We start from the raw sequence: 23,909 nt of genomic DNA, 5'->3' as shown, positions 1-23,909 counted from the left end.
GTTGAGACGTGCGTACGTCACCGCTCGAGCCGCGGTATCGGCGCGGCGTTCTCATCGGAAACTCGACACGTGGCCGATGCTCGTGGTTCTGTCAGTGGACGCTCCTACCCTGAGAGCAGGAGGTCATCATGACGAACGCGATGCTGACGATCGAGGTTCTCGAGACGGCGGGCGAGGCCGCGCGCTGTCCCTGGTGCGAGCGGGGCGGCGCCCTGTTCGACACCCTCAGTGCCGACCACCTGGGTGTCGAGTGCCGCTGGTGCGATTTTGCCGATCTGGAGGAGATCGCCACCCTCGTCTGAGTCTCAATGGTCGTGCGCGTGCTCCCCGGCATGGGGGATGCCGGTCGGTGACTGACCGGGCTCGACCACCATGAACTGTCCCATCATGCCGTCGTCCTCGTGACGCAGGGTGTGACAGTGGAACATGTAAGGCCACTCGGTGCTCGTGTGGTGACCGAAGCGCATGATCAGCCGGACCGGCTCGCTCGGGCGCAGCCACACCGTGTCCTTCCACCCGCGCAGGTGGGGCGGGGGCTCGCGGCCGTCGATATCGAGCACCTGGAACTGCACATCGTGTACATGGAAATTGTGCGATCCGCCGTCGTCATTGGTCACGGTCCAGATCTCGGCCGCCCCTGCCTCCACGACCTCGTCCACCCGCTGCATGTCCATCTCGCGACCGTTGATGGTGGAGCCGGCGAGGCGGAAGGACCGTTCCTCGGAGGCGTCCTCCGGGTCGAGACGCGGTACCTCCACGAGCTGGTCGGGGACAGCCGGCGAGGGGTCGAGCCGGTCGGCGGCACGGAACTCCATGATGTCGAGGCGGTCCTGGCCTCCGGCGAAGGTATTGCCGGTGTCGCTGGGCTCGCTGCGCAGCACGATGCGCTCGCCCGGCTCGAAACGCACGATGATCTCGGCACGTTCCCCCGGTGAGAGCTGGAGCGCGTCCATCGCGGCCGGTGCCTCCAGCAGTCCGCCATCCGTGCCGATGAGGTCGAAGTCCCGTCCATCGGCGAAGGTGAACGAGAACGGCCGGGCATTCGAGCCATTGAGCAGCCGCAGACGTACCGCCTCCGTGGTCACATCGGCGTAAGCCCCGCGCGTGCCGTTGACGAATACCGTCTCACCGATGATGCCGGCGGACCCGAAGAAGGACTCGCCCATGTCGAGGCGGCCGTCCTCGTCGAGGTTCTTGTCCTGCACGATGAGCGGAAGATCGTCGACGCCGTAGTCGCGCGGGAGATCGAGCTCGGCCTCCACCGGATCATCGACGATGAACATGCCGGCGAGTCCTCGGTAGACGTGATCGGCTGTCGCCCCGTGCAGGTGAGGGTGATACCAGAGCGTCGCTGCCGGCTGGTCGATCGTCCATGTCGGTGACCACAGATCTCCGGGCTCGATGACCTGATGAGGCCCGCCGTCCATCTCCGCGGGCAGGTGCATGCCGTGCCAGTGGAGTGTGGAGATCTCGGGGAGGTCGTTGCGGACCCGCATGGCGACGGTCTCGCCTCGTTCGGCGCGCAGGGTGGGGCCGAGCAGATCGCCGTTGACGCCCCACGTGCTCGTCGGCTCCTCGGACCCGAGATCGCTCGTGCCGCTCTGCAGGCGCAGATCGAAGGTGCGGACACCCCCTTCGACACTGGATTCGGCCAGCGGCGGGATGGCCAGGGGACGGTCGAAGTCGACCTCGCCCACCGTGTCGAGTGGAGCTCGGACGAAGGCGATGATGAGCCAGGCCGTGAAGACCGTGACCACGATCATGCCCGTGCCGAGGACGGTGAGGAGGAATTTCATGGAGGCACGCATGACTCCCACCTTCGACGGGATGAGGACGCGATCACAGAGGATTACGGGACATCTCAGGGGTGGTTCAGGGCCCACCCGGAGGGTCTCCTTCAGTGGCGGGACACCGGGTGCTGCGCCACGATGTGTTCATGGGTCCGGACAGATGGGAGCGCGAGGTCACGGAGTTCTGGGCGATGGCCGAGAGGGACGACCCGGGGGCCATGCTCACCATGATGGAGATGCTGGTGGCCCGCCGGCCCGAGGGCGACCCGGTCGCCCTCTACGAGCTCGCCTCCGTCCACGACTTCCTCGACCGTCCCTTCGATGCCGTGCCCCTGTACCGTCAGGCGCTCACGGGCGGCCTCGATGCCGAGCGGGAGCAGCGTGCGTGGATTCAGCTGGCCAGCTCGCTTCGCGTGCTCGGTCGGGCTGACGAGGCGGTCGGGGTGCTGACCGATCTCGCGCCGTCGCCGGTGGTCGGCCGGGCGCGAGAGGCGTTCCTCGCGCTGGCGCTGCACGATCAAGGGCACGAAGGCGAGGCTCTGCAGGTGGCTCTGCATGCTCTCGCGCCGACCTTGCCCGAATACGGGCCGGCAGTCGCGCGCTACGCCGACGCGCTCGCCGAGGACTGATGTCTCACGGCTTTCTCAGTCGTGCTGTCTATGCTCGGCGAGTGAATCTGAGCACTGTGCTGGCAGCCTCCTCGACTACTCCAGGTGTGGAGGATGTGGACGGTCTCGCCGGTTTCATGGTCGATCTGATGGATCGTCTCGGTCTCCTCGGGGCCGCGATCGCGGTCGGTCTGGACAACCTCTTCCCGCCGATCCCGAGCGAGATCGTACTCCCGATGGCGGGCTTCGCCGCCAGTATGGGCACGTTCTCCCTGGGGGGAGCGCTGTTCGCGACGACGGCGGGATCGGTGATCGGCGCGTGTCTGCTCTACTGGCTGGGGCGGATGTTCGGGCGGGAGCGCACGGCGTGGGTCTTCGTGCACACTCCTTTGCTCAAGCTCAGCGACTTGGAGATGACCGAGCGCTGGTTCGCCAAGCACGGCACCAAGGCGGTGTTCTTCGGTCGCATGGTGCCGATCTTCCGCAGCCTCATCTCCTTGCCGGCCGGGGTGGAGCGGATGCGCTTCTGGCTGTTCCTCGTCCTGACGACCGTCGGCAGCCTGATCTGGAACTCGATCTTCGTGATCGCCGGGTACTCGCTCGGCGAGCAGTGGCATCGCATCGAACCCTATGCCGATTGGTTCCAGCGCCTCGTGATCCTCGCGGTGCTCGTGGTGGTGTGCTGGTTCGTGACCGTCCGCGTCCGAGAGATCTACCGCAACCGCCGCGACCGCCCCGCCTGAATCGAGGTCAGGACTCGCCGAGGTAGAACTGATACATCTGGGGCACGCTGCAATCCCCCGAGGAGGTCCTACAGTGGCGAATATGACTGCTTCGCTGCCCACGACTCCCACCCAGCTCTATATCGGCGGCTCCTGGCGAGATGCCGAGGAGGGCGCGACGCTCGCGGTCGAGAACCCTGCCACGGGGGACGTGCTCACCCACGTCGCCGATGCCTCCGTCGCCGACGGCCGCGCTGCGATGGACGCCGCCGTGGCCGCTCAGGCCGACTGGGCAGCCACCCCACCGCGCGACCGCGGCGAGATCCTGCGCAAGGCCTTCGAGATCATCACCGAGCGCACTGATGAGCTCGCCCTGTTGATGACGCTGGAGATGGGCAAGCCGTTGAAGGAGTCCAAGGCCGAGATCGCCTACGGCGCCGAGTTCTTCCGGTGGTTCGCCGAGGAGTCCGTGCGCATCGCCGGCCGCTATTCGGTCGCCCCGAACGGTGCCACTCGATTACTCACGATGAAGCAGCCCGTCGGGCCGTGTCTGATGATCACGCCCTGGAACTTCCCGCTCGCGATGGGTACCCGCAAAATCGGCCCGGCGATCGCGGCCGGGTGCACGATGGTGGTCAAGCCCGCGAGCCTCACTCCCCTGACGATGCTCTGGTTGGCCTCGGTGCTGGAGGAGGCCGGACTCCCCGGTGGCGTGCTCAATGTCGTCACGACCTCGCACACCGGCGATGTCATGGAGCCGATCATCCGCGACCCGCGGCTGCGCAAGCTGACCTTCACCGGGTCCACCGAGGTGGGCAGGTCGCTCATCGAGCAGAGCGCGGAGGGCGTCCTGCGGGTCTCGATGGAACTCGGCGGCAATGCCCCCTTCCTCGTCTTCGAGGATGCCGATCTCGACAAGGCGGTCGACGGCGCGATGCTCGCCAAGATGCGCAATATCGGCGAGGCCTGCACGGCAGCCAACCGCTTCCTGGTCCACGAGACCGTGGCCGACGAGTTCGGCCGCCGACTCGCGGAGCGGATGTCCTCGCTATCGGTCGGCGACGGCACCGGCGAGTCGATCGATGTCGGGCCACTCGTGGAGGAGAAGCAGCGCGACAAGGTCTCCGAGCTGGTCGAGGATGCCAAGGCCAAGGGCGCCCAGGTACTGACCGGTGGCGAGGTTCCCGGCGGTGCTGGCTGGTTCTATCCGCCCACCGTGCTCGCGGAGCTGACCCGCGAGTCCAAGATCTGGTCCGAGGAGATCTTCGGACCGGTGGCGCCGATCTTCACGTTCACCGACGACGACGAGGCCGTCGCGATGGCCAATGACACCGAGTACGGCCTCGTGTCCTATCTGTTCACCGAGAACCTGTCGCGCGCGATGCTCGTCGCCGAGCGGCTGGAGACCGGCATGGTCGGGGTGAACCAGGGCGTCGTGTCGAATCCCGCCGCGCCCTTCGGTGGGATGAAGGCCTCGGGCTTCGGCCGTGAGGGCGGCGACGAGGGCATCGAGGAGTACCTCGAGACCAAGTACGTCGGCCTCGCCCTCTGAGACCCTCCGGGTCCGACTTTTGCCGGGTTGTGGCCCTTCTGGCATGCCGCCAGGGGCCAGAACCCGGCAAAAGCTGAGCGGAAGCGCTTGGGCCCTCAGCGGGTGACACGGACGCGGGCGATGCGGTGGCCGTCGACCTCGACGACCTCGATGACATGTTCGCCGGCCGTGACCGTGTCACCCACCTCGGCGACACGTCCCAGCTGCACGAGCACATACCCGGCGACGGTCTCATAGTCACCGCTGTCGGGCAGCTTCACCCCGGTCTCGTCCGCGAAGTCCTCGATATTGAGGGCACCGTCCACGGTGCGATCGCCCTCCGCATCCGCATCCCCATCCGCATCCTCGTCATCGTGCTCGTCCTCGATCTCGCCGACCAGCTCCTCGACGAGGTCCTCCAGCGTGACGATCCCGTCGGTGCCGCCGTACTCGTCGATGACGACCGCGATGTGCACGCGCTGTTGGCGCATCATCGACAGGGTGGGAAGCAGCGGATTGGTGGCAGGGACGACCACGATCTCGCGCACGAGATCGCCGATCAGCACCTCCTCGGCCTCCGAGCGCTGCTGGGCGGCGAAGAGGTCGCGGACGTGGACGAAGCCGATGACATCGTCGAAGCTGTCGCCGGTGACCGGGTAGCGCGAGTACGGTCGCTCGGCGATCGTGGCAACTGTCTCCTCGAGGGTGGAGTCGCGCGACAGGAAGACGACATCGGGACGCGGCTGCATCACCTCAGCGACCGAGCGATCGGCGGCGCTGAAGACATCGTGCAGGATGCGGCGCTCGTCATCGGGGAGTCCTTCGTGCGTGATGACCAGTTCGCGCAACTCCTCCTCGGTCATCTCCTCGTTCGTGGCGCGCGGGTCGCCGCCGAGCAGTCGCACGACGGCATTCGTGGAGATCGAGAGCAGCCAGATGACCGGCCGCATGAGCCGCGCGAAGCGATCCAGCGGCGGTCCGGTGATCAGCGCGAGACCTGTCGACTTCTGCAGGGCGAACCGTTTGGGGACCAGCTCGCCGAAGACCAGCGAGAGATAGGCGATGAGCAGTGTGAGGGCGACGAGCGCGACGCTGCCGGATACCCCGGTGGAGAGCCCGAGATCCTCCAGATAGGGGGCGACATCCGGTGCGATCGTCGAGGCGCCGTAGGCGGCGGAGAAGAATCCCGCGACCGTGACGCCGATCTGCACCGCCGCGAGGAAGCGGTTGGGGTCGCGCGCCACGGCGGCTACGCGGGCACCCCGTCCGCCGCGGCGGTCGAGCTGGTCGATCTGGCTCTCGCGCAGAGAGACGAAGGCGATCTCGGTGCCGGCGAAGACACCACCGATGAGAATGAAGAGAGCGACGAGGCCGACATTGGCGAGGGTACCGAGGTCCATCCCTCATCGACTCCTGAGGGATGGCTGGGGACTTCGAGGCTTCATGTCTTAATCGAACGCGACTTGTCGTTCTCCCGCAAGTGCCACGTGCGCGGTAGCGTCGGCTCATGGATCAACATGTCGTCGTGCGGCTCGCGGTCACGGTGGACGCCCCCATCGAGCGGGTATGGGAGCGGGTGACGTCGCCGGCGGGCATCAACGACGAGCTCGCTCCGATCCTGTCGATGGGCATGCCTCGCGATTACCGCGACGCGACGGTGGCGACCGTGCCGGTCGGGGTGCCGCTGGGCAAGGCCTGGCTCCGCCTCGGAGGGATCGTGCCGGTCGACTACGACGACCTGATGATCGTCGAACTCGATCCGCCGCACGGATTCCATGAGCGCTCGACGATGCTGGCCGCGCGGACATGGGAGCACCGTCGCCGCCTCGCCCGGATCGGTGAGACGAAGACCCACGTCACCGATGAGCTGACGATCGAGCCCCGACTTCCGGTGCCGGCCCGTGTGCCGCGCATGATCGTGACCTCCCTCTTCAAGCATCGGCACCGCCGGCTCGCTGCGCACTTCGCCGCCGCCGAGAACGGGCGCGTGACGTGATCGCCCTATCCGAGACACCGCGACTGGTCGAGCCCACCACGGCCGTCCGGATCTCGTACCTGACCGGGGAGCAGGCCGACATGCGGGCGCGCGGGTCCGATACCTCGTGGCTGACCGCGGCGAGCACAGACTTCGACGGCTTCGTGGCGGACCGGGTCGGCGTGCGGCAGCGATGGGGAGTCCCGTCGACGCTGTTCTGGTTCGTGTCCGGGGAGCACTATCTCGGCACCCTCGTCGTGCGCCACCGGCTGACCGAAGACCAGGGCGGCGGGCATATCGGTTACCACGTCGTGCAGCCCTGGCAGCATCGGGGACACGCGACACGCATGCTCGCTCAGGGGCTCGTCATCGCCCGTTCGGCCGGGGTGGACGATGCGCTGCTCACGGTTGACCCGGCCAATGAGTGGTCCCGCCGGGTGATCATCGCCAATGGCGGTGCGCCCGAGGAGGGACTCAACCACGAGGGCGAGCAGCGTTTCTGGATCCGCTCATAGCGGCACATCCGCCCGCCGGGTGTCGGGATCCCTGCGTCGCACATGGGTGAACTGCTCGCGATACAGCCGAGCGTACAGACCCTCGGATTCCAGCAGCTCTGCATGGGTTCCCCGCTCGACGAGCCGGCCGTCCTGCAACCCGTAGATGACATCGGCGTTCTGGATCGTGGAGAGCCGGTGTGCGATCGCGATGGTGGTGCGCTGGCGGGTGGCACGGTCGAGGGCCTCCTGCACGAGCCGCTCGGTTTCGGTGTCCAGGGCGGACGTGGCCTCGTCGAGGATGAGGATCTTGGGGTCCATCAGCAGCACCCGGGCGATCGCCAGGCGTTGCTTCTCGCCACCGGAGAGGCGATAGCCGCGTTCACCCGTGATGGTCTCGTAGCCCTCCGGGAAGGACATGATCCGCTCGTGGATATTGGCATCGCGGGCCGCCCGCTCGATCTGATCCGCGCTGGCGCCGGGACGGGCGTAGGCGATGTTGTCGCGGATCGTGCCGTGGAACAGGTAGGGCTCCTGGGTCACCATGCCGACCGTGCCGCCCAGTGAGGCCTGGGTGACCTCGCGGACGTCTTGGCCGTCGATGAGGACGGCGCCCTCGGTCACGTCGTAGAAGCGGGGCACCAGATAGGTCATCGTGGTCTTGCCTGAACCCGATGGGCCGACGATGGCCGCGAGCTGGCCCGGCTCCACGGTGAAGGAGACGCCGGCGAGGGCCCAGCGGTCCTCGGTATCGTCCTCGTGCTCGATGCGCACCCCGGTGTCGCCGAAGCGGTCCCCGGCGCGGTCGCCGGACAGTCGACGCGCTTCGGGGTAGCGGAACCAGACATCGCGGAACTCGACACGTCCCTCGACGCGCTCCAGCGTCCGGGCATCGTCTCGGTCGGTGATCGCCGGGCGCAGATCAAGGTACTCGAAGATCCTCCGGAAGAGCGCGAGCGAGGTCTGCACGTCGAGGGTGACGCGCATGAGCGATAACAGCGGCATCTGGAGCCGTGCCTGCACGGTGGTGAAGGCAACGAGGGTCCCGGCGGTGAGACCCCCTGTCCCGCCGGCGATCATGAAACCCGCCGCGAGGTAGAGCAGTGCCGGAGTGATGGCGAAGAAGGTCTGCACGGTGGCGAAGAAGGCCCGGCCCGTCATCGCCTGCCGCACCTGCAGCCGGGTCTGCTGACGGTTGGCCTCCCGGTACCGCTCCACCTCGGCGTCTCCGCGGTCGAAGACCTTGGACAGCAGGATGCCCGAGACGCTGAGGGCCTCCTCGGTGATGGCCGTCATCTCCGAGAGCGACTCCTGTGTCTTGCGGGCGAGCTGCTGGCGCCGACGTCCGACCTTGAGCTGCAGCCAGACGAAGAGCGGCATGAGGACGAGCGTCAGCACGGTCAGCTCCCACGACAGGATCACCATCGAGATGAATGCTGCGGTGACGGTGACCGAGTTCTGCAGGATCGATGTGGCCGTGTCGGTCAAGACCGTGCGGACGCCGGCGACGTCGTTGGCGAGGCGAGACTGGATGGCCCCCGTCTTGGTGGCGGTGAAGAAGGCCAGTTCCATCTTCTGCAGGTGGGCGAAGAGGTCTCCGCGCAGGTCGGCCATCGCGGAATTGCCGATGGTGGAGGTCAACCAGTTCTGGGCGATGCCGAGGAGTGCGGTGAGCAGCGGCAGTGCGCACATGGCGGCGACCAGCCAGCCGAGCAGTGACAGGTGCGGCCCTGATCCGTCGGCAGGGAACAGCGCGTCGTCGAAGACCGCGCGGGTGAGGAAGGGGACGATCGAGGTGAGGATCGCCGCGACGACCACGAGGGCGGCGACGGCACCGATCTGGGTGCGGTAGGGGCGCAGGACCCGCGCGATGCGGCCGAGGACGGGGCCTGCCTCGACGTCACGGACCTCCGACGGATCGAGGTGGGTGGCCTGGGTGCCCGGCCCCGGCCTCATGTGAGCACCCGGATCATGCGGTCACTGCGCGCCGCCGGAGGGAACCGGGGCCAGCGCGATCGTCGGGTGGTCGTCGGTGACGCGAGCGAGCTCGAGCGTGCCCCACCCTGCGTCGCCGTCACGGAGCAGCGCCCACAGGAACAGCCGATCGGGTCGTGCCACCTGGGCGGGATCGACGTGCAGGGTGAAGGCGGCGGGGAGCTCGTCGACGGCCGCGGCGGTCGCGGCCAGCACCTCCCCGTCGGGGTCCACGAGCTTGACGCTGAGGATCGCCCCCGGGCGAAAGGCCTCCGCCTCGTCGAGCGTGACCGATCCGGTGATCTCCAGCACGTCATCCATGGTGTCGAGATTAGTCGCCGGGTGTGACAGCCGCCGTCCCGCGTGGTCGACGGGGCCGGCCGGTTAGAGTCGCCCTCATGAGTGAGATCCCCGGATTGGACGGGGTGCTCGGCGTCGAGCACCTGGAGGTCGGACCCGACAAGGTCGTCGTGAGGTTCACCATCACCGAACGACACCTCCAGCCCTTCGGCATCCCGCACGGGGGCATCTACTGTGCCGTCCACGAGTCGACCGCCAGCATCGCCGGCCAGGTGTGGCTCGGCACCAAGGGCGTCGTCGTCGGCACGAACAACTCGACGGACTTCCTGCGCCAGGCGAAGGTCGGCGACACGATCACCACGACGGCGACGCCCATCCACCGCGGCCGTTCACAGCAGCTGTGGCATCTGGACTCGACCGACGCCGATGGCCGGTTGATCGCGCAGGGTCAGGTGCGCCTGGCCAATCTCGATCAGGAGATCCCGTCCGAGGCGCTCGCCGCCTTCACCTCGCCCGGTTCCTGACCGCCGCGGCGGTAACTGAGCCACCGCCAGCGGCGGGGTGGGGTTGATGAGGTATCGCCCACCCGCGAGGGAGTGTCCGGGAGATGAGCGTGGATGTGGCGCGGTCGGCGACACCAGTACGATGGGAACAGTCTCGTCGCGACTGGCGTTGAGGTGGGTGACCACCAGGGAGCGATGAGACTGTTCGACACCGGGACCGTTCGCCTGGGCCCCGCGTCAGCCCACTGACTGCTGACCGGAGGCATGACTGAAATGACGATGATGACGATGAACGCTGCGGCCACCGAACCGCTCCGAACCCTCGACGATGCCGATGTGCGCGTCCTGCTCCTGGAGAACATCCACACCGACGGAGCCGACTTCTTGCGCGGCAAGGGCTACCAGGTCGAGACCCTCGACCGTGCCCTCGGCGAGGACGAGCTCATCGAGGCGATCAAGGGTGTCCACCTGCTGGGCATCCGCTCGACCACGTACATCACCGACCGAGTGCTGAAGAATGCTCCCGATCTGATGGCGATCGGCGCGTTCTGCATCGGCACCAACCAGATCGACCTCGCGTCCGCGAGCCGGCACGGCGTGGCCGTCTTCAATGCCCCGTACTCGAACACGCGGAGCGTCGTGGAGTTGGCGATCGCCGAGATCATCTCGCTCGCGCGCCGCCTGCACGAGAAGTCCACCGCCATGCACGCGGGTGTCTGGAACAAGTCCGCCGCCGGCAGTCACGAGATCCGCGGCCGCACGCTCGGCATCGTCGGCTACGGCAATATCGGCAGCCAGCTCTCGGTGATCGCGGAGGCGCTCGGGCTCTCGGTGATCTTCTATGACATCGATGACAAGCTCGCCCTCGGCAACGCCAAGCGCTGCTCGACGCTGGAGGAGCTGCTCGAGACCGCCGATGTCGTCACCCTGCATGTCGACGGCCGTCCCGGCAACGCCGGGCTCTTCGGCGATGCCGAGATGCGCCGGATGAAGCCGCGCTCGCTCTTCCTCAACCTGTCGCGGGGCATCGCGGTCGACACCGCGGCGCTGCGTCGGCACATCGAGTCCGGGCACATCGCCGGTGCCGCGATCGATGTCTTCCCCGTCGAGCCCAAGCGCCAGGGTGATCCCTTCGAGAGCGACCTGCGCGGTCTGCCGAATGTGATCCTCACGCCGCATGTCGGGGGCTCCACCGAGGAGGCGCAGCAGGACATCGGCCGCTTCGTGGCGTCTAAGCTGCGCTCCTACGCGGCCTTCGGCTCCACCTCGCTGAGCGTCACCTTCCCCGAGCTCAACCCGCCGACGGACCCCGACAAGCACCGTCTCGCGCACGTGCACAGCAACGCGCCGGGGGTGCTCGCGTCGATCAACGCCATCCTCGGCGACCACGGCGTGAACATCGAGGGGCAGCAGCTGGCCACCCGCGGCGAGCTCGGCTATGTCGTCACCGATGTCTCCCCGGAGGTCAAGCCGGACGTGCTGACGGCCCTCGCGGAGCTGCCCGAGACCATCCGCCTGCGCCAGCTCTCCTGAGACCCCCGGCGGGGCGGTAGGCCGTCAACCTTTCGCTCTCACCGGCGGTATCTGGTCAACCTCACCCGGTGCCTATGAGGTTGACCAGATACCGCGGCCAGAGCGTTGATGGCGTATCGCCCCCGGCCGTGGTCAGATGGGGAGCGCGGTGAGCGTCTCGGCGACTCCCGCGTCGAGCTTCAGATCGGCGAGGTCATCGCCGCGGGTCGTCCCGCGGTTGACGATGACGACGCCGACCCCGTCCTTCGCGGCCCGTTTGACGAAGCGCAGCCCGCTCATGACCTGCAATGAGGACCCGAGCACCAGCAGCACGGCATCCTCGCTCGAGGCGCGCTCGATGAGGTCGAAGCATCGCTGCACGCGCGCTTTGGGCACGGTCTCGCCGAAGAACACCACATCGGGTTTGAGCCGGCCGTCGCATCGGAGACAGGGTGCTACCACGAAGGAGGCCGTGTCGTCGATGACCACATCGCCGTCCGGGGCCATCTCGACCGCTCGCTCGGTCCATCCGGGGTTGAGGTCGCGCAGCCGCCGGTGCAGCTGGTCGCGCCCGCTCGTCTCGCCGCAGTCGAGACACACCACGCGGTCGAGACGCCCGTGCAGGTCGATCGTCCCCGTCGATCCTGCCCGTTGGTGCAGTCCATCGACGTTCTGGGTGATCAGACCCAGGAGCTGGCCGTCACGTTGGCGGCGGGCGAGGTCCCGGTGGGCCGCATTCGGCTCGGCAGCCCGCATATGCGACCAGCCGACATGGGCACGCGCCCAGTACCGCCGACGCGCGGGCGCCGATCCGATGAACTCCTGATAGGTCATGGGCGTCCGCGGCGGAGCATCGGGGCCGCGATAGTCGGGGATGCCGGAATCGGTCGACACACCGGCACCCGTGAGGACGAGCCACCGGCGGCTGCGCCAGTCGAGGGTCATGATCCACGGGCCTTCTCGACGAGGGCGCGCACGGTCCGCAGATTGCGTGCCGTGCCCGGCGTTCCGAGGGCACGCTGCAGGACGGACGTCGTGAGCTTCGTCTGGCCGGCTCCGGCATCGAAGAGCAGGTGGAGGTCCCGGCCGATGAGCCGCACTCGATCGCCGCCGAGCCGGGCCTCGGTGAACTCCCCGGGTCCGCTGGGGTCGGACGACAGGAAGTGGATGTGCGCGTGGTGCTCACGCTCGGCGTCGATCTCGAAGGGATACGCCTCGAGCGCCACGCTCAGCTCAGCGGGGGTGCGGATGATCGCCTCGCGCGAGAACCCGAACTCGTCGGCGATCCGCCGCTCCAGCTCCCGCGCGAACCCGGCGGTGTCGTCACCGGGGGTGCACAGCAGATTGCCCGACGCGATGTAGGTGGAAACGTCCGAGGCACCGAGCTCGGCGGCGAGCTCTCGCAGCCTGACCATCGGGAGCTTCGCCCCACCGACGTTGACGGCACGGAGGAGCACCACGATCTCGGCCACGACACCAGTATGGACCTGCTCATACAGGCGCCCGCGCCGCTCGACATGCGGATCGCTCAGAAATCACTAGCGTGGTCCGAGCGACGGGAGCCGTCGTGACCCGATGAAGGAGTACGCCACATGATTATCCTCGGAGCCATTCTGGCCATCCTGGGCGCTGTCCTGGACGTCCCGATCCTGTACACGGTCGGCGGCATCCTCCTGGTCGTCGGGGTCATCCTCTGGATCCTCGGTGCCACCGGGCGGGCTGTCGGGGGACGCAAACACTGGTTCTGACGACAGCGTCGACGAGGGGCGGGGCCGGGAGACCGGTCGCCGCCTCTCGTCGTCTCCGACATCGGCAGGTGCATCGCTTCCGGGCCGAGAGGATGACGCGATCCCGGGTGGCGACCGTGGTCGTTCCTGATGGACGGTCGATCGTCAGTGGGGGCCAGTGACGCGGCACCTCGGGCATGGCAGGCTAGGCCGTGTCTGGCAATCCCTGACCTGCTGCGCGCCACCCCACGGGCCCCTCGCTACGTGGGAGGTGCCCCCTCCGCTCTGCGGAGTGCTCGGGGGATTGCGAGGCATCCCGTGGACGCGGCGCTCGCAACGGCCTTGGATGACCAGACACGGCCTAGAGGAGTGGGAGGGGACGCGGCGATGATGTCGTGGGACGATGACGCGCTCGCCGAGGCGGTGCGCGCCGGCGATGCCGAGGCGTTCCGCGCGCTCTTCGAGCGCTACCGGGGATTCGCCGAGAAGGTTGCTCGCGAGCATGCTCCCGGGGACGAGGATGACGTCGTCGCCGAGGCCTTCTTCGCGATCTACCTGCAGTTGCGTGGGGGAGGTGGACCGACGACCGATGTGCGCGCCTATGTGCGCCGGGTGGTCGTGAACAAGGCGATCGACCGTCATCGACAGGCTGCGCGTACCTGCGGTGAACAAGGGCTGGCCGAGCGTCTCGCGCCGGTTCCCGATCACGCCGAGCCGTGGTTCGAGTCGACCACGGTGACCCGCGCGTATCGTTCGCTTCCATCGCGGTGGCGGGATGTGCTCTGGCAGATCGACGTCGAGGGCCGTGCCGTCGGCGAGGTCGCGAGGTCCGAGGGAGTGTCCGCCGCCCGTGTCTCGGCTGTCGCCTACCGCGCCCGACGGGGACTGCGAAGGGCCTATCTGTCCGAGTGTCTGGGCTCCCTGGAGGCGGCGCCGTCCGATTGTCGTACGGTTCGGGAGCTCTTGCCCGATGACGTGCGTCGTATGAGCAGTCGTCATCAGAGTGAACGGGTGAGGCGCCATCTGCTGGGCTGTGCTGCCTGTCGTGAGGTTCGTGCCGAGCTCGTCCGCCTCGACCAGCAGCTCGACTCCTGGCTGTTGCCCGCTGCCGGGGCGGGTCTCGGCGGGCTTGGACTTGCGGCCTCCGGCGGTGTGGCCGCGAGTGTCGCTGGAATCGTCACGCTGCCGCTGGTCGGTGTGGTGACAGCGGGCGTGATCGCCGGTGGAGTGCTCGGCGCGGGACCTGCGGCCCTGTCAGGGGCCCGGGCCGGGACGCCGGCCCTGAACGAACAGCTCGGCGAGACCTTGCCCCAAGTGGCGGAGGTTGCCGATCCCGCTGCCGGCACCATGGCCGATGTGATGGGTGGCCCGCCGATGACGTCGACATCGCCTGAGACCCCGCGGGCCGATCCTCCTGAGCCCTCGGGTCCGGCCGAGCTGCCCGAGTGGAGCGGCGACGCGCCTCAGGTCGGCGATCGCATCGCCGGAGGCACCCCGGACGTCTATCGGGCGCGTGATGTCCAGCGCGAGACGGAGACGACTCGCGGCAACGACCGAGAGTTGCCGCCGCCGGACGACACGCCGGCGGTGGGCACGATCGTGTGGGAGCGGGAGTACGACGAGATCACCACCGAGCGTTACATCATGGACCTGGTGATCGACGATGAAGCGGAGCGCTGGGAGGAGATGTGCGACGGTTCGTTGCGCGAACGCACGATGCGCGCCGTGGTGGAGGAGACGATCACCGTCCGCCACCGGGTGGGCCACCGCGTCGAGGCAGACGGTTCGCGCACGCCGGTGCACGAGTCGCGAGAGACCGGGCGCACGTCGTTGATCAGTACCGTCCTGGGCAACCCGCCCGTCGAATGTCCTCCCGAGCCTCCGCCCCCGCCGGCGGCGGCCACCTGACCGCCCGGCTCAGATCCGCGCCGCCAGCTCCGTCGCCTGCCTGATCGCCCGCTTGGCATCGAGCTCGGCCGCGACATCCGCGCCGCCGATGACGTGTACCGTCGCGCCAGCCGCCTCCAGAGGCTCCACGAGCTCGCGCACGGACTCCTGTCCCGTGCACAGCACGATGGTGTCGACGTCGAGCACCCGATGCTCTCGGGTGTCGTCGATGCCGACGGTGATGTGCAGGCCGGCGTCGTCGATGCGGTCGTAGGTGACTCCGCGCACCATCTCCACGCCCGAGTCGCGCAGTGTCGTGCGGTGCACCCAGCCGGTCGTCTTGCCGAGCCCTTTGCCGAGCGATGTGGTCTTGCGCTGCAGCAGCGTGACCTGGCGGCGCGGTGGCGCGAGGGTCTTGGTGCCGAGACCGCCTCGCTCGACCTCGGGGTCGACGACTCCCCAGCGCTCGTTCCAGTGATCGAGGCTCTCGCCGGGGTCGTGTAGCAGGAACTCGCAGACATCGAAGCCGATGCCACCGGCGCCCATCACGGCGACCCGCTCGCCGACGGGAGCGCCCTCGCGCACGACCTGTTGATAGGTCAGGACCTTGGTGTGGTCGATCCCGGGGAGCTCGGGGATGCGCGGCTCGACGCCGGTCGCGATGACGACCTCGTCGAAGCCGGTGAGGTCGTCGACCGTGGCCCGGTGGTTGAGGTGGACCTTCACGCCGGTCTTCTCGAGTCGCACCGTGTAGTAGCGAAGGGTCTCGGCGAACTCCTCCTTGCCGGGGATCGCCATCGCGATGCGGAACTGGCCGCCGACCGCGTCCTCGGCTTCGAAGAGCTCGACCTCGTGGCCCCGATCGGCCAGTTCGGTCGCCGCCGTGAGGCCCGCCGGTCCCGCGCCGACGACCGCGACGCGCTTGACGGTGTGAGTGGGAGCGAGGACGAGGGTGGTCTCGTGGCAGGCGCGCGGGTTGACCAGGCAGCTCGCCCGCTTGTTGGAGAAGGTGTGATCGAGGCAGGCCTGGTTGCACGCGATGCAGGTGTTGATCTCGTCGGCGCGGTCCGCCGCGGCCTTCACGACGAAGTCGGGGTCAGCGAGCAGGGGCCGGGCCATCGAGACGAGGTCGGCCTGCCCGGAGGCGATGATCTCCTCCGCGACGGACGGGTCGTTGATGCGGTTCGAGGCGATCACCGGCACCTCGACCGCGGCGGTGAGCTTGCCGGTCACCCATGCGAAGGCCGCGCGTGGCACGGACGTGACGATCGTCGGGATGCGGGCTTCGTGCCAGCCGATGCCGGTGTTGAGGAGACTGACCCCGGCGTCCTGGAGGGCCAGCGCGAGCTCGAGCGTCTCCTCCCAGGACTGGGCGTCGTCGACGAGGTCGAGCAGGCTGATCCGGTACTGCACGATGAAGTCGGCGCCGACCATCTCGCGGGTGCGGCGGACCACCTCGATCGGGAAGCGCATGCGCTTGGTCGCGCTGCCACCCCACATGTCGGTGCGGTCATTGGTGCGCGCGGCGAGGAACTGGTTGATGAGATAGCCCTCGGAGCCCATGATCTCGACGCCGTCGTACCCGGCGCGTTTCGCCAGCTGGGCCGACCTGGCGAAGTCCGTCGCGGTGCGATCGACCTCGCGGGTGCTCAGCGGTGAGACCTTGAACGGGGTGATCGGGCTCTTGATCGAGGAGACGCCCTTCTTGATCGGGGAGTAGCCGTAGCGCCCGGCGTGGAGGATCTGCAGCGCGATCTTGCCGTCGTGGTCGTGTACGGCTTCGGTGACCACGCGGTGCCGGTCGGCGTGCCGGCGACTGACCATCTCCGACCCGAAGGGCAGCAGCCAGCCGCGCCGGTTGGGGGCGAAGCCGCCGGTGATCGAGAGCGCGACGCCCCCCTCGGCACGTGCCGCGAAGAAGGCGGCCAGCTCGGGAAGGTGCTTGGCTCGGTCCTCCAGGCCGGTGTGCATCGAGCCCATCACGACGCGGTTGCGCAGCGTCGTGTGCCCGAGGTCCAGGGGTTCGAGCAGGTGCGGGTAGGCGGTCACCGGGCTGTCTCCATCGCGACGGCCTCGGCCTGGATGCGCTCGAACTGCGCTGCCATGGCCTCCGCGAGTGCGTTGGCCGCGGAGAGGGGGCGCACCATCACGGTGAACTCGGTGATGAGCCCGTTCTCGTCGGTGGTGATGAAGTCGCAACCGTGGACCGAGGTGTCGCCGACCTTCGTCTCGAAGATGAGGGCACTGTGACGGCCGTCCTCGATCTCGTTGACATAGCGGAAGTCGGAGAAGACGCGGCTCACACCGTTGAGGATCGCCGCCGTGATCGCCTTGCCCAGGTAGGGCTTGAAGGCGACGGGGCTGCGGAAAACGACGTCCTCGGCGAGCAGTTCCTCGACGCCATGCATCTCGCCGGTCGCGATCTGACCTTCGACGAGCTCACGGAATGCCTTCATGGCGCGGTCCTTTCGAGACGGTGGTGGTGCGTTGTCACACTGGGATGGTGATCGGAAGAGTGAGTGCCTGGCTGCTGATCCTCGCCGGCGTGTTCAATATCGTGATCTGGCCGCGCTTCGCGAAAGCGATCGTCGCCGACGATCGCGCGTGGGCGGGCGAGGCGTGGAGCAGCGCGCCGACCGGCTTCTTCTGGGTGCACGCGGTGCTGATCGCGACGGCGATGACGTTCGGCGTGATCGTCCTGGTGATCGGGTTTCGCGCTCATCGCTCGCTCCGGTCGAGGTGACCCAGGATCTCATCGCACCAGGCGATCCCGGCCCGTTCGAGCAGGATGCCGCCGCGTAGCGCGAGATAGGGACCGCGTTCGTCCTCGGTGAGTGCCGCGGGATCGGGATAGTGCCGCTTCTCGCTGGCCTCGTAGGTGTCGAGCCGGGCCTGGTGGTCGGCGCGCCGGGCCTTCGCGTCGGCGATGGCGGCCTCCGTGTCGAGAAGTCCCCGCAGCTTCACGGCGAAGTCGCTGCGCAACGGCTCGCGCGATGAGGGCGTGGCTGAGAACCGTCCGAGCTCGGCCCGGCCGGCGGAGGTGATGGCATAGGTCGTGCGGTCGGTGGCGCCGTCGCGGTGCTCGGTGGTGCCCTCGACCCAGCCGTCGGCGGCCATGCGCGTCAACGTCCGGTAGATCTGCTGATGGCTCGCGCGCCAGAAGTAGCCGATCGAGGCATCGAAGCGTCGGGCGAGGTCGTAGCCGGTCGCCGACTGCTCCGTGAGCGAGACCAGGATCGCGTGCTCGAGGGCCATGCGAGCACCCTAACCATGCAACTAATTGCATGGCAAGGGCACTCGCTCTCTCCCGCGTCGGGTTCGGTCGTCATTGACGGACGATGTGATTCGGTGGCTGTGATAGCGACCCTGGAGTCACATCCTCCGTACGTCGGCCAGGGACTCACATCAGCATGCTTGTCAGCTCGTCGACGACCGCGGGTACGCCGACGATGACGAGTTCCTCGGTGCGCACCTCCTCCGCTCCGGCCTCACGCGCGATGAGCGCGCCGCCCTCCAGGTCCCATACTTCATTGCGGAAGGCGATCACCGCATCGGTGCCGCCCTCGGCGAGCAGAGCCCAGTCCCGCGAGGGCGCCCACGTGCGCAGGACCCGCTCGGCTGACCGTTCCAGCGGGTCGAAGGCCGCGCGCCGGGCCGGATCGTCGGGGTCGATCCCGTAGCCCTGGATCCACGAGACCGTCGCGTGGGCGAGCGGGACAGCATCCCGCACCGCGAGGCGGCGGCCTTCCTGCCACGCGCCACCGCCGCGGACGGCGCTGGTCGAGCGACCGGACGGCGAGTCGTGCACCACCGCCACCTCGGCCCGGCCGTCCAGCAGGATCGTCAGGCACACGCCGTAGACATCGAGTCCCATCGCATAGTTGTGCGTGCCGTCGAGCGGATCGAGCAGCCACTGGACGCGCGCCTCGTCGGGGCCGTGGCGACCGGACTCCTCCCCCAGGATCGCGTGATCGGGATAGCGCGCGAGCAGGTGGTGCACCATCCGTCGCTCGATATCGCGGGCGGTGCGGGTCACCTGGTCGGTGCCGTCCTTCGCCTCGACCTCGATACCCTCCGCGGCGAAGCGGCGGGCCAACTCGCCACCGCCACGGACGAGCTCCAGGGCGGTAGCGAGGACGGCATCGCGATCGAGGATCATCTGCCGAGACTACGCAGCACGCCACGCGCCGCCACCCGCCCGGCCCGGTTCGCGCCGATGGTGCTGGCGCTCGGCCCGTAGCCGACCAGCTGGATGCGGGGATCATCGGCTACATTCGTGGGAGTCGTGGAGGATCCGTCGATGCGGATGCCACCCTCGGGGCCCTTCAGGCGCAGCGGCGCCAGGTGGTCGAGCGCGTGCCGGAATCCGGTGGCCCAGAGGATCACGTCGACCGGCTCGAAGGAGCCGTCCGCCCAGCGCACGCCGTCGGGCTCGATCCGGCTGAACATCGGACGCCGTTCGTAGGCACCGAGTCGCTGCGCCTCCTCTTCTTGCGGCCGCAGCATCAACCCGGTGACCCCGGCGACGCTGTCCGGTGGCAGTCCCGCGCGCACACGATCCTCGACCAGAGCCACCGCCGCGCGCCCGGCCTCGACGGTGAACGGTTCGGTCCGCCACTGCGGCTCGCGCCGGGTGACCCACAGGGTCTCGGTGACCGGCCGCAGCAGACCGAGGAACTGCACGGCCGACTGGCCGCCGCCGACGACGAGCACGCGTTGCCCCGCGAAATCCTCGGGGCGACTGAAGTCGACCGTGTGCAGTTGACGTCCCTCGAAGGTCTCGATGCCCGGGTAGTAGGGCACGAAGGGGTGGGTCCAGGTTCCGGTGGCATTGGCGATGGTCCGGGTGCGCCACTGACGGTCACCGGCGTGGACCACGAGCAGTCCGTCCTCATCGGTCACGGCGTCCACATCGACCGGACGCAGGACGGGGAGGTCGAAACGACGCTCGTACTCGGCGAAATAGCGCGGCACGGCATCGCGTGCCTGATCGTCACCGTCATCGGGGAGGCGCCGCATGCCGGGGAGGTCGGCGATCCCGTGCACATCACTCATGGTGAGCGCGGGCCAGCGGTGCTGCCAGGCTCCGCCCGGCTCGGCATTGGCGTCGAGGACGAGGTGCTCCACGCCTCGACGTCGCAGGTGGTATGACGTCGAGAGCCCCGCCTGGCCGGCACCGATCACGATCGACTCGTACGTCTCCACAGAGAGATCAACGCCCCACGCGCGCGAGGACTTCCCGCGCCGGTTTCGGTCGACGTAGACGGAGGATGTGACTCGGTGGCGGCTATAGCGACCCCGGAATCACATTCTCGATACGTCGGCCCACGGGGGATGTGGTTCTGCGGTTGCCAGGGCAGCCACGGATGCACATCCTGCATCGTCAGCGGACGTGCGAAGGCCGGCCGCCGCCCACCGCTCCCTCCACGACGGGCGACGACCGACCGGTCTGGGGTGGCGGTTCAGGCCGAGTGCGAGAAGGGCACGCTGCCGGCGGCTTCGTCGCCGCGGGCGGTGGTCTCCTCGATGAGGCGGGCGATCTCCTCGGGGCAGTCGCCCATCGGAACGTGCCCGGCACCGGGCAGCGGCACATGGGTCGCCATCGGCAGTTCGCGACGCGCACGTACAGCCTGGCGCGGGTTGAGCAGCCGGTCCTTGGTGCCCCAGGCGATCGTGGTGGGCACGCGCACGCCGCCGCGATAGCGGAAGCGTGCCGCCTGGAAGAAGGTCGGCCAGAAGGCCTTGCCGTTCTTGAGGGCCGATGCGTCGCCGAAGGTGCGCTCGATGTCGTAGCGCTCGGGGTGGGCGTACAGCAGGTAACCGGTCAGCCACCGCCCGGCGCGGGTCCGCGACATGAGACGGAGGACCGCGTCGGGGCTGTAGGTCGCCAGCTTCAGCACCAGCAGAGCAGCCATCGCCTGGACCTTGCCGGTGAACCGGAAGAAGCCCGCGGGGCTCAACGCCACGACGCTGCGAGCCAGGCCCTGATCGCCGAGGTACAGCGCGATCGCGCCGCCGAGGGAGTTTCCGACGACGTGAGGACGCTCGATGCCCCACGCCTCGAAGTTCTCGGCGATCGCGGCGATGACATTCTCCATGTGGGCGGGCACACCGGCCTCCGACAGCGGTGGTGACTGGCCGAAGCCTGGGAGATCGATCGCGATGACATCGTAATGCTCGGAGAGGTGCTCGATGACCGGCTCCCAGGCCTGCCAGCGATGCCCGATCCCGTGGATGAGGACGAGCGGCTCGCCCCCGCCGGTGCGTGAGTAGGAGAGCTCGGACAGCATCGGTACTCCCTCGGACAATCAATGTGACATCGAGAGTGTGACATGGAAAGTAGCCGATGTCACCACCTCGGCCGGCTCGGCGGCCTCGATGACGGTCGCCACGTCGTCACCGGCGACCCCGCGCGGTTGGGCGACCCTGACGACCGACGCGGCAGCCTATCTCCTTTCAACAGTGACAGTGTTAGTGTCACTATCGTGACCGTGACTTCCACCACCTCCGGGCCCCTCGCGGGCGTTCGCGTCGTCGAGCTCGTCGGCATCGGCCCGGGGCCCTTCGCCGCCATGATGCTCGCGGACCTCGGCGCGGAAGTGATCCGCGTCGATCGTCCCGGTGGTGGTGCGCTGAGCGTGGCCCCAGCCGAGCAGGACATCCTGGCCCGAGGGCGACCCAGCGCGGCCATCGACCTCAAGGCCGACCGGGGACGCGAGACGGTGCTCCGGCTCGTGGAGCGGGCAGACATCCTGCTCGAGGGCTTTCGGCCCGGGGTCACCGAGCGTCTCGGCCTCGGACCCGACGACTGCCACGCCCGCAACCCCCGCCTCGTCTACGGGCGGATGACCGGCTGGGGACAGGACGGCCCACTGTCCCAGCGTGCCGGACATGACATCAACTACATCTCCATCGCCGGAGGACTCGATCCGATCGGCCGCGCGGGGGGACCCCCACAGGTCCCTTTGAACCTTCTGGGCGACTTCGGGGGTGGCGCCGTCTACCTAGTCGCCGGAGTCCTCGCTGCGCTCACCCACGCCCGCGCCACGGGCGAAGGACAGGTCGTGGACGCCGCGATCACCGATGGCGTGGCGCACCTGCTCTCGATGATCGTCTCAATGCAGCAGTCCGGCGGCTGGGGTCAGGCCCGCGGCACCAACCTGCTCGACACGGGCGCCCCCTTCTACGACGTCTACGAGACCTCCGACGGCCGATGGATGAGCGTGGGCGGCCTCGAGCCCCAGTTCTGGGCGGCGATGGAGGAGACCCTCGCGCGGCACGGCATCACCGACCTGCCCGATCGCAACGACCCGGCGGTCTGGCCCGCGTTACGTGAGCGGTTGGCCGAGGCCTTCGGCACCAAGACGCAGGAGGAGTGGACCGACATCTTCGCTCCCACCGACGCGTGCGTCGCGCCGGTGATCCCGCTCGCCGAGGCGCCGGATCATCCGCACAACCGGGCGCGCGGCACCTATGTCGAGCGCGAGGGGCTCGTGCAACCCGCCCCCGCTCCCCGCTTCTCGGCCACGCCGGCCGCTCTGACCACACCCCCGGTCCGGCCGGGGGAGAACACCCGCGAGGCGCTCGCCGCGTGGGGCATCGACGATGTCGATGCGCTGATCGCCGACGGCGTCGCCGTCCAGAACTGAGGGAAGATCCATGGAACGCACCATCTTCGAGGCCGAGCACGACGACTTCCGCGCCATGGTGCGCGCTTTCTGCGAGAAGGAGATCGTCCCACACCACGAGCAGTGGGAGGCCGACTCGATCGTGCCGCGGGAGCTGTGGCTCAAGGCCGGCGAGCTGGGGATCCTCGGCTTCATGATGCCCGAGGAGTACGGCGGCGGTGGCGTCGACGACTTCCGCTACAACGCGATCGTGCAGGAGGAGCTCACACGGGTCGGCGCGAGTGGTGTCGGCTTCGCCCTGCACACCGATCTCGTCTCCGCCTATCTGCTGAGCTACGCCACCGAGGAGCAGAAGCAGCGCTGGCTGCCCGCCTTCTGCTCCGGAGAGCTCATCACGGGGATCGCGATGTCCGAGCCGGTCGCCGGATCGGATCTGCAGGGCATCAAGACCACCGCCAAACTCGACGGCGACCATTACGTGCTCAACGGCTCCAAGACCTTCATCTCCAATGGCATCCTCGCCGACCTGGTGATCGTGGCCTGCAAGACCGACCCCGACGCGGGCGCCATGGGCGTCTCGCTCATCGCGGTCGAACGCGGCATGGAGGGCTTCGAGCGGGGACGCAATCTCGACAAGATCGGGCTCAAGGCCCAGGACACCGCCGAGCTCTTCTTCGACAATGTGCGCGTGCCGAAGGAGAACCTGCTCGGCCAGGAGGGTCAGGGCTTCATCTACCTGATGGAGAAGCTGCCGCAGGAGCGCCTCACGATCTCGGTCGTGGCGGCTGCCGCCTGCCGGCAGATGATCGACATGACCCTGGACTACGTCAAGAACCGGGATGCCTTCGGCCGTCCGATCGGCAAGTTCCAGAACACCCGGTTCTCGCTCGCCGAGCTGGAGACCGAGCAGCAGATCGCCCAGGTCTTCGTGGACAAGTCCATCGAGCTGCTCAACGAGAAGAAGCTGACGGTGCAGGATGCCGCGATGGGCAAGTGGTGGACGACCGAGCTGCAGACCAAGACCGCCGACCGCTGCCTGCAGCTGCACGGGGGTTACGGCTACATGACCGAGTACCCGATCTCCAAGGCTTTCCTGGACTCGCGGATCCAGACGATCTACGGCGGGACCACCGAGATCATGAAGGAGATCGTGGGTCGCGGCCTCGGCCTCTGACCCGGTCTGATCTCGTCCATCGCCCGGATCCGGCTAGCGTCCCCGTAGCGCGGCCGGTACGCCGTGCCGTGATGACACGTCGAG

25 protein-coding genes and 1 riboswitch are annotated in these 23,909 nt (G+C 68.3%); of the genes, 13 read left to right on the top strand and 12 right to left on the bottom strand.

The features are described 5' to 3' along the window. The first annotated feature begins 128 nt into the window (after positions 1-128). Positions 129-302 (top strand): hypothetical protein, encoded by a 174-nt coding sequence (locus tag BHE97_RS19995; protein WP_170931226.1) that lies wholly within the window; start codon positions 129-131, stop codon positions 300-302. A 3-nt stretch (positions 303-305) separates the two neighbouring features. Here BHE97_RS19995 and BHE97_RS02835 read toward each other — a convergent pair whose 3' ends face one another. After that, entirely contained in the window at positions 306-1,808 is a 1,503-nt protein-coding gene (locus tag BHE97_RS02835) for a multicopper oxidase domain-containing protein (RefSeq protein WP_170931225.1), read from the bottom strand. 128 nt (positions 1,809-1,936) lie between these two features. Here BHE97_RS02835 and BHE97_RS02830 point away from each other — a divergent pair, with 128 nt between their 5' ends. From BHE97_RS02830 to BHE97_RS02820, 3 genes are all read left to right on the top strand, one after another. Beyond that, a complete protein-coding gene (locus BHE97_RS02830) occupies positions 1,937-2,419 on the top strand; it encodes a tetratricopeptide repeat protein (RefSeq protein WP_170931224.1) in 483 nt (160 codons plus the stop codon). A gap of 41 nt (positions 2,420-2,460) precedes the next feature. Then, positions 2,461-3,141 (top strand): DedA family protein, encoded by a 681-nt coding sequence (locus tag BHE97_RS02825; protein WP_236757499.1) that lies wholly within the window; start codon positions 2,461-2,463, stop codon positions 3,139-3,141. A gap of 82 nt (positions 3,142-3,223) precedes the next feature. Next, positions 3,224-4,672 (top strand): NAD-dependent succinate-semialdehyde dehydrogenase, encoded by a 1,449-nt coding sequence (locus BHE97_RS02820; protein WP_087622508.1) that lies wholly within the window; start codon positions 3,224-3,226, stop codon positions 4,670-4,672. Positions 4,673-4,767: 95 nt separating this feature from the next. Here BHE97_RS02820 and BHE97_RS02815 read toward each other — a convergent pair whose 3' ends face one another. After that, complete coding sequence (locus BHE97_RS02815; RefSeq protein ID WP_087622507.1) at positions 4,768-6,051, bottom strand: hemolysin family protein; 1,284 nt, start codon at positions 6,049-6,051, stop codon at positions 4,768-4,770. A gap of 107 nt (positions 6,052-6,158) precedes the next feature. On the opposite strand from BHE97_RS02815, the gene BHE97_RS02810 reads away from it, so the two are divergent. Next, entirely contained in the window at positions 6,159-6,647 is a 489-nt protein-coding gene (locus tag BHE97_RS02810) for a hypothetical protein (RefSeq protein ID WP_087622506.1), read from the top strand. Then, entirely contained in the window at positions 6,644-7,141 is a 498-nt protein-coding gene (locus BHE97_RS02805; RefSeq protein ID WP_087622505.1) for a GNAT family N-acetyltransferase, read from the top strand. Before BHE97_RS02810 ends, BHE97_RS02805 begins: the two co-directional genes overlap by 4 nt. Here the strand turns inward: BHE97_RS02805 and BHE97_RS02800 are convergent. Then, positions 7,136-9,076, bottom strand: coding sequence for an ABC transporter ATP-binding protein (locus BHE97_RS02800; RefSeq protein WP_087622504.1), 1,941 nt, complete (start codon positions 9,074-9,076; stop codon positions 7,136-7,138). The two genes, BHE97_RS02805 and BHE97_RS02800, sit on opposite strands and share 6 nt — an antisense overlap. A 21-nt stretch (positions 9,077-9,097) precedes the next feature. Beyond that, the gene (locus tag BHE97_RS02795) at positions 9,098-9,415 is read right to left on the bottom strand and encodes a YbaY family lipoprotein (protein ID WP_087622503.1); all 318 of its coding nucleotides are present in this window, start codon (positions 9,413-9,415) and stop codon (positions 9,098-9,100) included. 77 nt (positions 9,416-9,492) lie between these two features. Between BHE97_RS02795 and BHE97_RS02790 the strand changes: the two genes are divergently transcribed. Then, entirely contained in the window at positions 9,493-9,918 is a 426-nt protein-coding gene (locus tag BHE97_RS02790; RefSeq protein WP_087622502.1) for a PaaI family thioesterase, read from the top strand. Between the two features lie 128 nt (positions 9,919-10,046). After that, positions 10,047-10,135: riboswitch (ZMP/ZTP riboswitch) on the top strand. 50 nt (positions 10,136-10,185) lie between these two features. Further along, entirely contained in the window at positions 10,186-11,430 is a 1,245-nt protein-coding gene (serA, locus tag BHE97_RS02785) for a phosphoglycerate dehydrogenase (protein ID WP_170931222.1), read from the top strand. 132 nt (positions 11,431-11,562) lie between these two features. Here serA and BHE97_RS02780 read toward each other — a convergent pair whose 3' ends face one another. After that, a complete protein-coding gene (locus BHE97_RS02780; protein ID WP_087622501.1) occupies positions 11,563-12,354 on the bottom strand; it encodes an NAD-dependent protein deacetylase in 792 nt (263 codons plus the stop codon). Then, a complete protein-coding gene (locus tag BHE97_RS02775; protein ID WP_087622500.1) occupies positions 12,351-12,881 on the bottom strand; it encodes a DUF1697 domain-containing protein in 531 nt (176 codons plus the stop codon). Before BHE97_RS02775 ends, BHE97_RS02780 begins: the two co-directional genes overlap by 4 nt. 120 nt (positions 12,882-13,001) lie before the next feature. Between BHE97_RS02775 and BHE97_RS19990 the strand changes: the two genes are divergently transcribed. Both BHE97_RS19990 and BHE97_RS02765 read left to right on the top strand, forming a co-directional pair. Beyond that, positions 13,002-13,157: a DUF6131 family protein gene (locus BHE97_RS19990; protein ID WP_087622499.1), complete on the top strand. Its 156-nt coding sequence runs from the start codon at positions 13,002-13,004 to the stop codon at positions 13,155-13,157. A 366-nt stretch (positions 13,158-13,523) separates the two neighbouring features. Continuing rightward, the gene (locus BHE97_RS02765; protein ID WP_170931221.1) at positions 13,524-15,044 is read left to right on the top strand and encodes a sigma-70 family RNA polymerase sigma factor; all 1,521 of its coding nucleotides are present in this window, start codon (positions 13,524-13,526) and stop codon (positions 15,042-15,044) included. A 9-nt stretch (positions 15,045-15,053) separates the two neighbouring features. Here BHE97_RS02765 and BHE97_RS02760 read toward each other — a convergent pair whose 3' ends face one another. Then, entirely contained in the window at positions 15,054-17,072 is a 2,019-nt protein-coding gene (locus BHE97_RS02760; RefSeq protein ID WP_087622497.1) for an NADPH-dependent 2,4-dienoyl-CoA reductase, read from the bottom strand. Continuing rightward, positions 17,069-17,479: a nuclear transport factor 2 family protein gene (locus BHE97_RS02755; protein WP_087622496.1), complete on the bottom strand. Its 411-nt coding sequence runs from the start codon at positions 17,477-17,479 to the stop codon at positions 17,069-17,071. The genes BHE97_RS02760 and BHE97_RS02755 overlap by 4 nt, the downstream gene beginning before the upstream one ends. A 59-nt stretch (positions 17,480-17,538) precedes the next feature. On the opposite strand from BHE97_RS02755, the gene BHE97_RS02750 reads away from it, so the two are divergent. Then, on the top strand, positions 17,539-17,766 hold the full coding sequence (locus BHE97_RS02750; protein WP_201791278.1) for a hypothetical protein: 228 nt from the start codon (positions 17,539-17,541) through the stop codon (positions 17,764-17,766). Here the strand turns inward: BHE97_RS02750 and BHE97_RS02745 are convergent. The 4 genes from BHE97_RS02745 to BHE97_RS02730 form a co-directional block, all read right to left on the bottom strand. Beyond that, a complete protein-coding gene (locus BHE97_RS02745) occupies positions 17,742-18,278 on the bottom strand; it encodes a PadR family transcriptional regulator (protein WP_087622494.1) in 537 nt (178 codons plus the stop codon). The genes BHE97_RS02750 and BHE97_RS02745 overlap by 25 nt on opposite strands. Before the next feature lie 145 nt (positions 18,279-18,423). Continuing rightward, entirely contained in the window at positions 18,424-19,182 is a 759-nt protein-coding gene (locus BHE97_RS02740; RefSeq protein ID WP_087622493.1) for an inositol monophosphatase, read from the bottom strand. Beyond that, complete coding sequence (locus BHE97_RS02735) at positions 19,179-20,228, bottom strand: NAD(P)-binding domain-containing protein (protein WP_087622492.1); 1,050 nt, start codon at positions 20,226-20,228, stop codon at positions 19,179-19,181. Before BHE97_RS02735 ends, BHE97_RS02740 begins: the two co-directional genes overlap by 4 nt. Positions 20,229-20,485: 257 nt before the next feature. Further along, complete coding sequence (locus BHE97_RS02730) at positions 20,486-21,313, bottom strand: alpha/beta hydrolase (RefSeq protein ID WP_087622491.1); 828 nt, start codon at positions 21,311-21,313, stop codon at positions 20,486-20,488. A gap of 195 nt (positions 21,314-21,508) precedes the next feature. Between BHE97_RS02730 and BHE97_RS02725 the strand changes: the two genes are divergently transcribed. Further along, complete coding sequence (locus tag BHE97_RS02725; protein ID WP_236757498.1) at positions 21,509-22,672, top strand: CaiB/BaiF CoA-transferase family protein; 1,164 nt, start codon at positions 21,509-21,511, stop codon at positions 22,670-22,672. 10 nt (positions 22,673-22,682) lie between these two features. Beyond that, a complete protein-coding gene (locus BHE97_RS02720) occupies positions 22,683-23,825 on the top strand; it encodes an acyl-CoA dehydrogenase family protein (RefSeq protein ID WP_087622489.1) in 1,143 nt (380 codons plus the stop codon). Positions 23,826-23,909: the final 84 nt, after the last annotated feature.

It is taken from the genome of Aeromicrobium sp. PE09-221 (assembly GCF_002174305.1).
Classification (GTDB): Bacteria; Actinomycetota; Actinomycetes; order Propionibacteriales; family Nocardioidaceae; genus Aeromicrobium.
This window is presented reverse-complemented; position numbering and strand designations above follow the sequence as displayed.

Coding starts and splice junctions, on each gene's coding strand:
- BHE97_RS19995 (WP_170931226.1), top strand. CDS start 129: ATGACGAACGCGATGCTGACGATCGAGGTTCTCGAGACGGCGGGCGAG.
- BHE97_RS02835 (WP_170931225.1), bottom strand. CDS start 1,808: ATGCGTGCCTCCATGAAATTCCTCCTCACCGTCCTCGGCACGGGCATG.
- BHE97_RS02830 (WP_170931224.1), top strand. CDS start 1,937: ATGGGTCCGGACAGATGGGAGCGCGAGGTCACGGAGTTCTGGGCGATG.
- BHE97_RS02820 (WP_087622508.1), top strand. CDS start 3,224: ATGACTGCTTCGCTGCCCACGACTCCCACCCAGCTCTATATCGGCGGC.
- BHE97_RS02815 (WP_087622507.1), bottom strand. CDS start 6,051: ATGGACCTCGGTACCCTCGCCAATGTCGGCCTCGTCGCTCTCTTCATT.
- BHE97_RS02810 (WP_087622506.1), top strand. CDS start 6,159: ATGGATCAACATGTCGTCGTGCGGCTCGCGGTCACGGTGGACGCCCCC.
- BHE97_RS02800 (WP_087622504.1), bottom strand. CDS start 9,076: ATGAGGCCGGGGCCGGGCACCCAGGCCACCCACCTCGATCCGTCGGAG.
- BHE97_RS02795 (WP_087622503.1), bottom strand. CDS start 9,415: ATGGATGACGTGCTGGAGATCACCGGATCGGTCACGCTCGACGAGGCG.
- BHE97_RS02790 (WP_087622502.1), top strand. CDS start 9,493: ATGAGTGAGATCCCCGGATTGGACGGGGTGCTCGGCGTCGAGCACCTG.
- serA (WP_170931222.1), top strand. CDS start 10,186: ATGAACGCTGCGGCCACCGAACCGCTCCGAACCCTCGACGATGCCGAT.
- BHE97_RS02780 (WP_087622501.1), bottom strand. CDS start 12,354: ATGACCCTCGACTGGCGCAGCCGCCGGTGGCTCGTCCTCACGGGTGCC.
- BHE97_RS19990 (WP_087622499.1), top strand. CDS start 13,002: ATGATTATCCTCGGAGCCATTCTGGCCATCCTGGGCGCTGTCCTGGAC.
- BHE97_RS02765 (WP_170931221.1), top strand. CDS start 13,524: ATGATGTCGTGGGACGATGACGCGCTCGCCGAGGCGGTGCGCGCCGGC.
- BHE97_RS02755 (WP_087622496.1), bottom strand. CDS start 17,479: ATGAAGGCATTCCGTGAGCTCGTCGAAGGTCAGATCGCGACCGGCGAG.
- BHE97_RS02745 (WP_087622494.1), bottom strand. CDS start 18,278: ATGGCCCTCGAGCACGCGATCCTGGTCTCGCTCACGGAGCAGTCGGCG.
- BHE97_RS02740 (WP_087622493.1), bottom strand. CDS start 19,182: ATGATCCTCGATCGCGATGCCGTCCTCGCTACCGCCCTGGAGCTCGTC.
- BHE97_RS02730 (WP_087622491.1), bottom strand. CDS start 21,313: ATGCTGTCCGAGCTCTCCTACTCACGCACCGGCGGGGGCGAGCCGCTC.
- BHE97_RS02720 (WP_087622489.1), top strand. CDS start 22,683: ATGGAACGCACCATCTTCGAGGCCGAGCACGACGACTTCCGCGCCATG.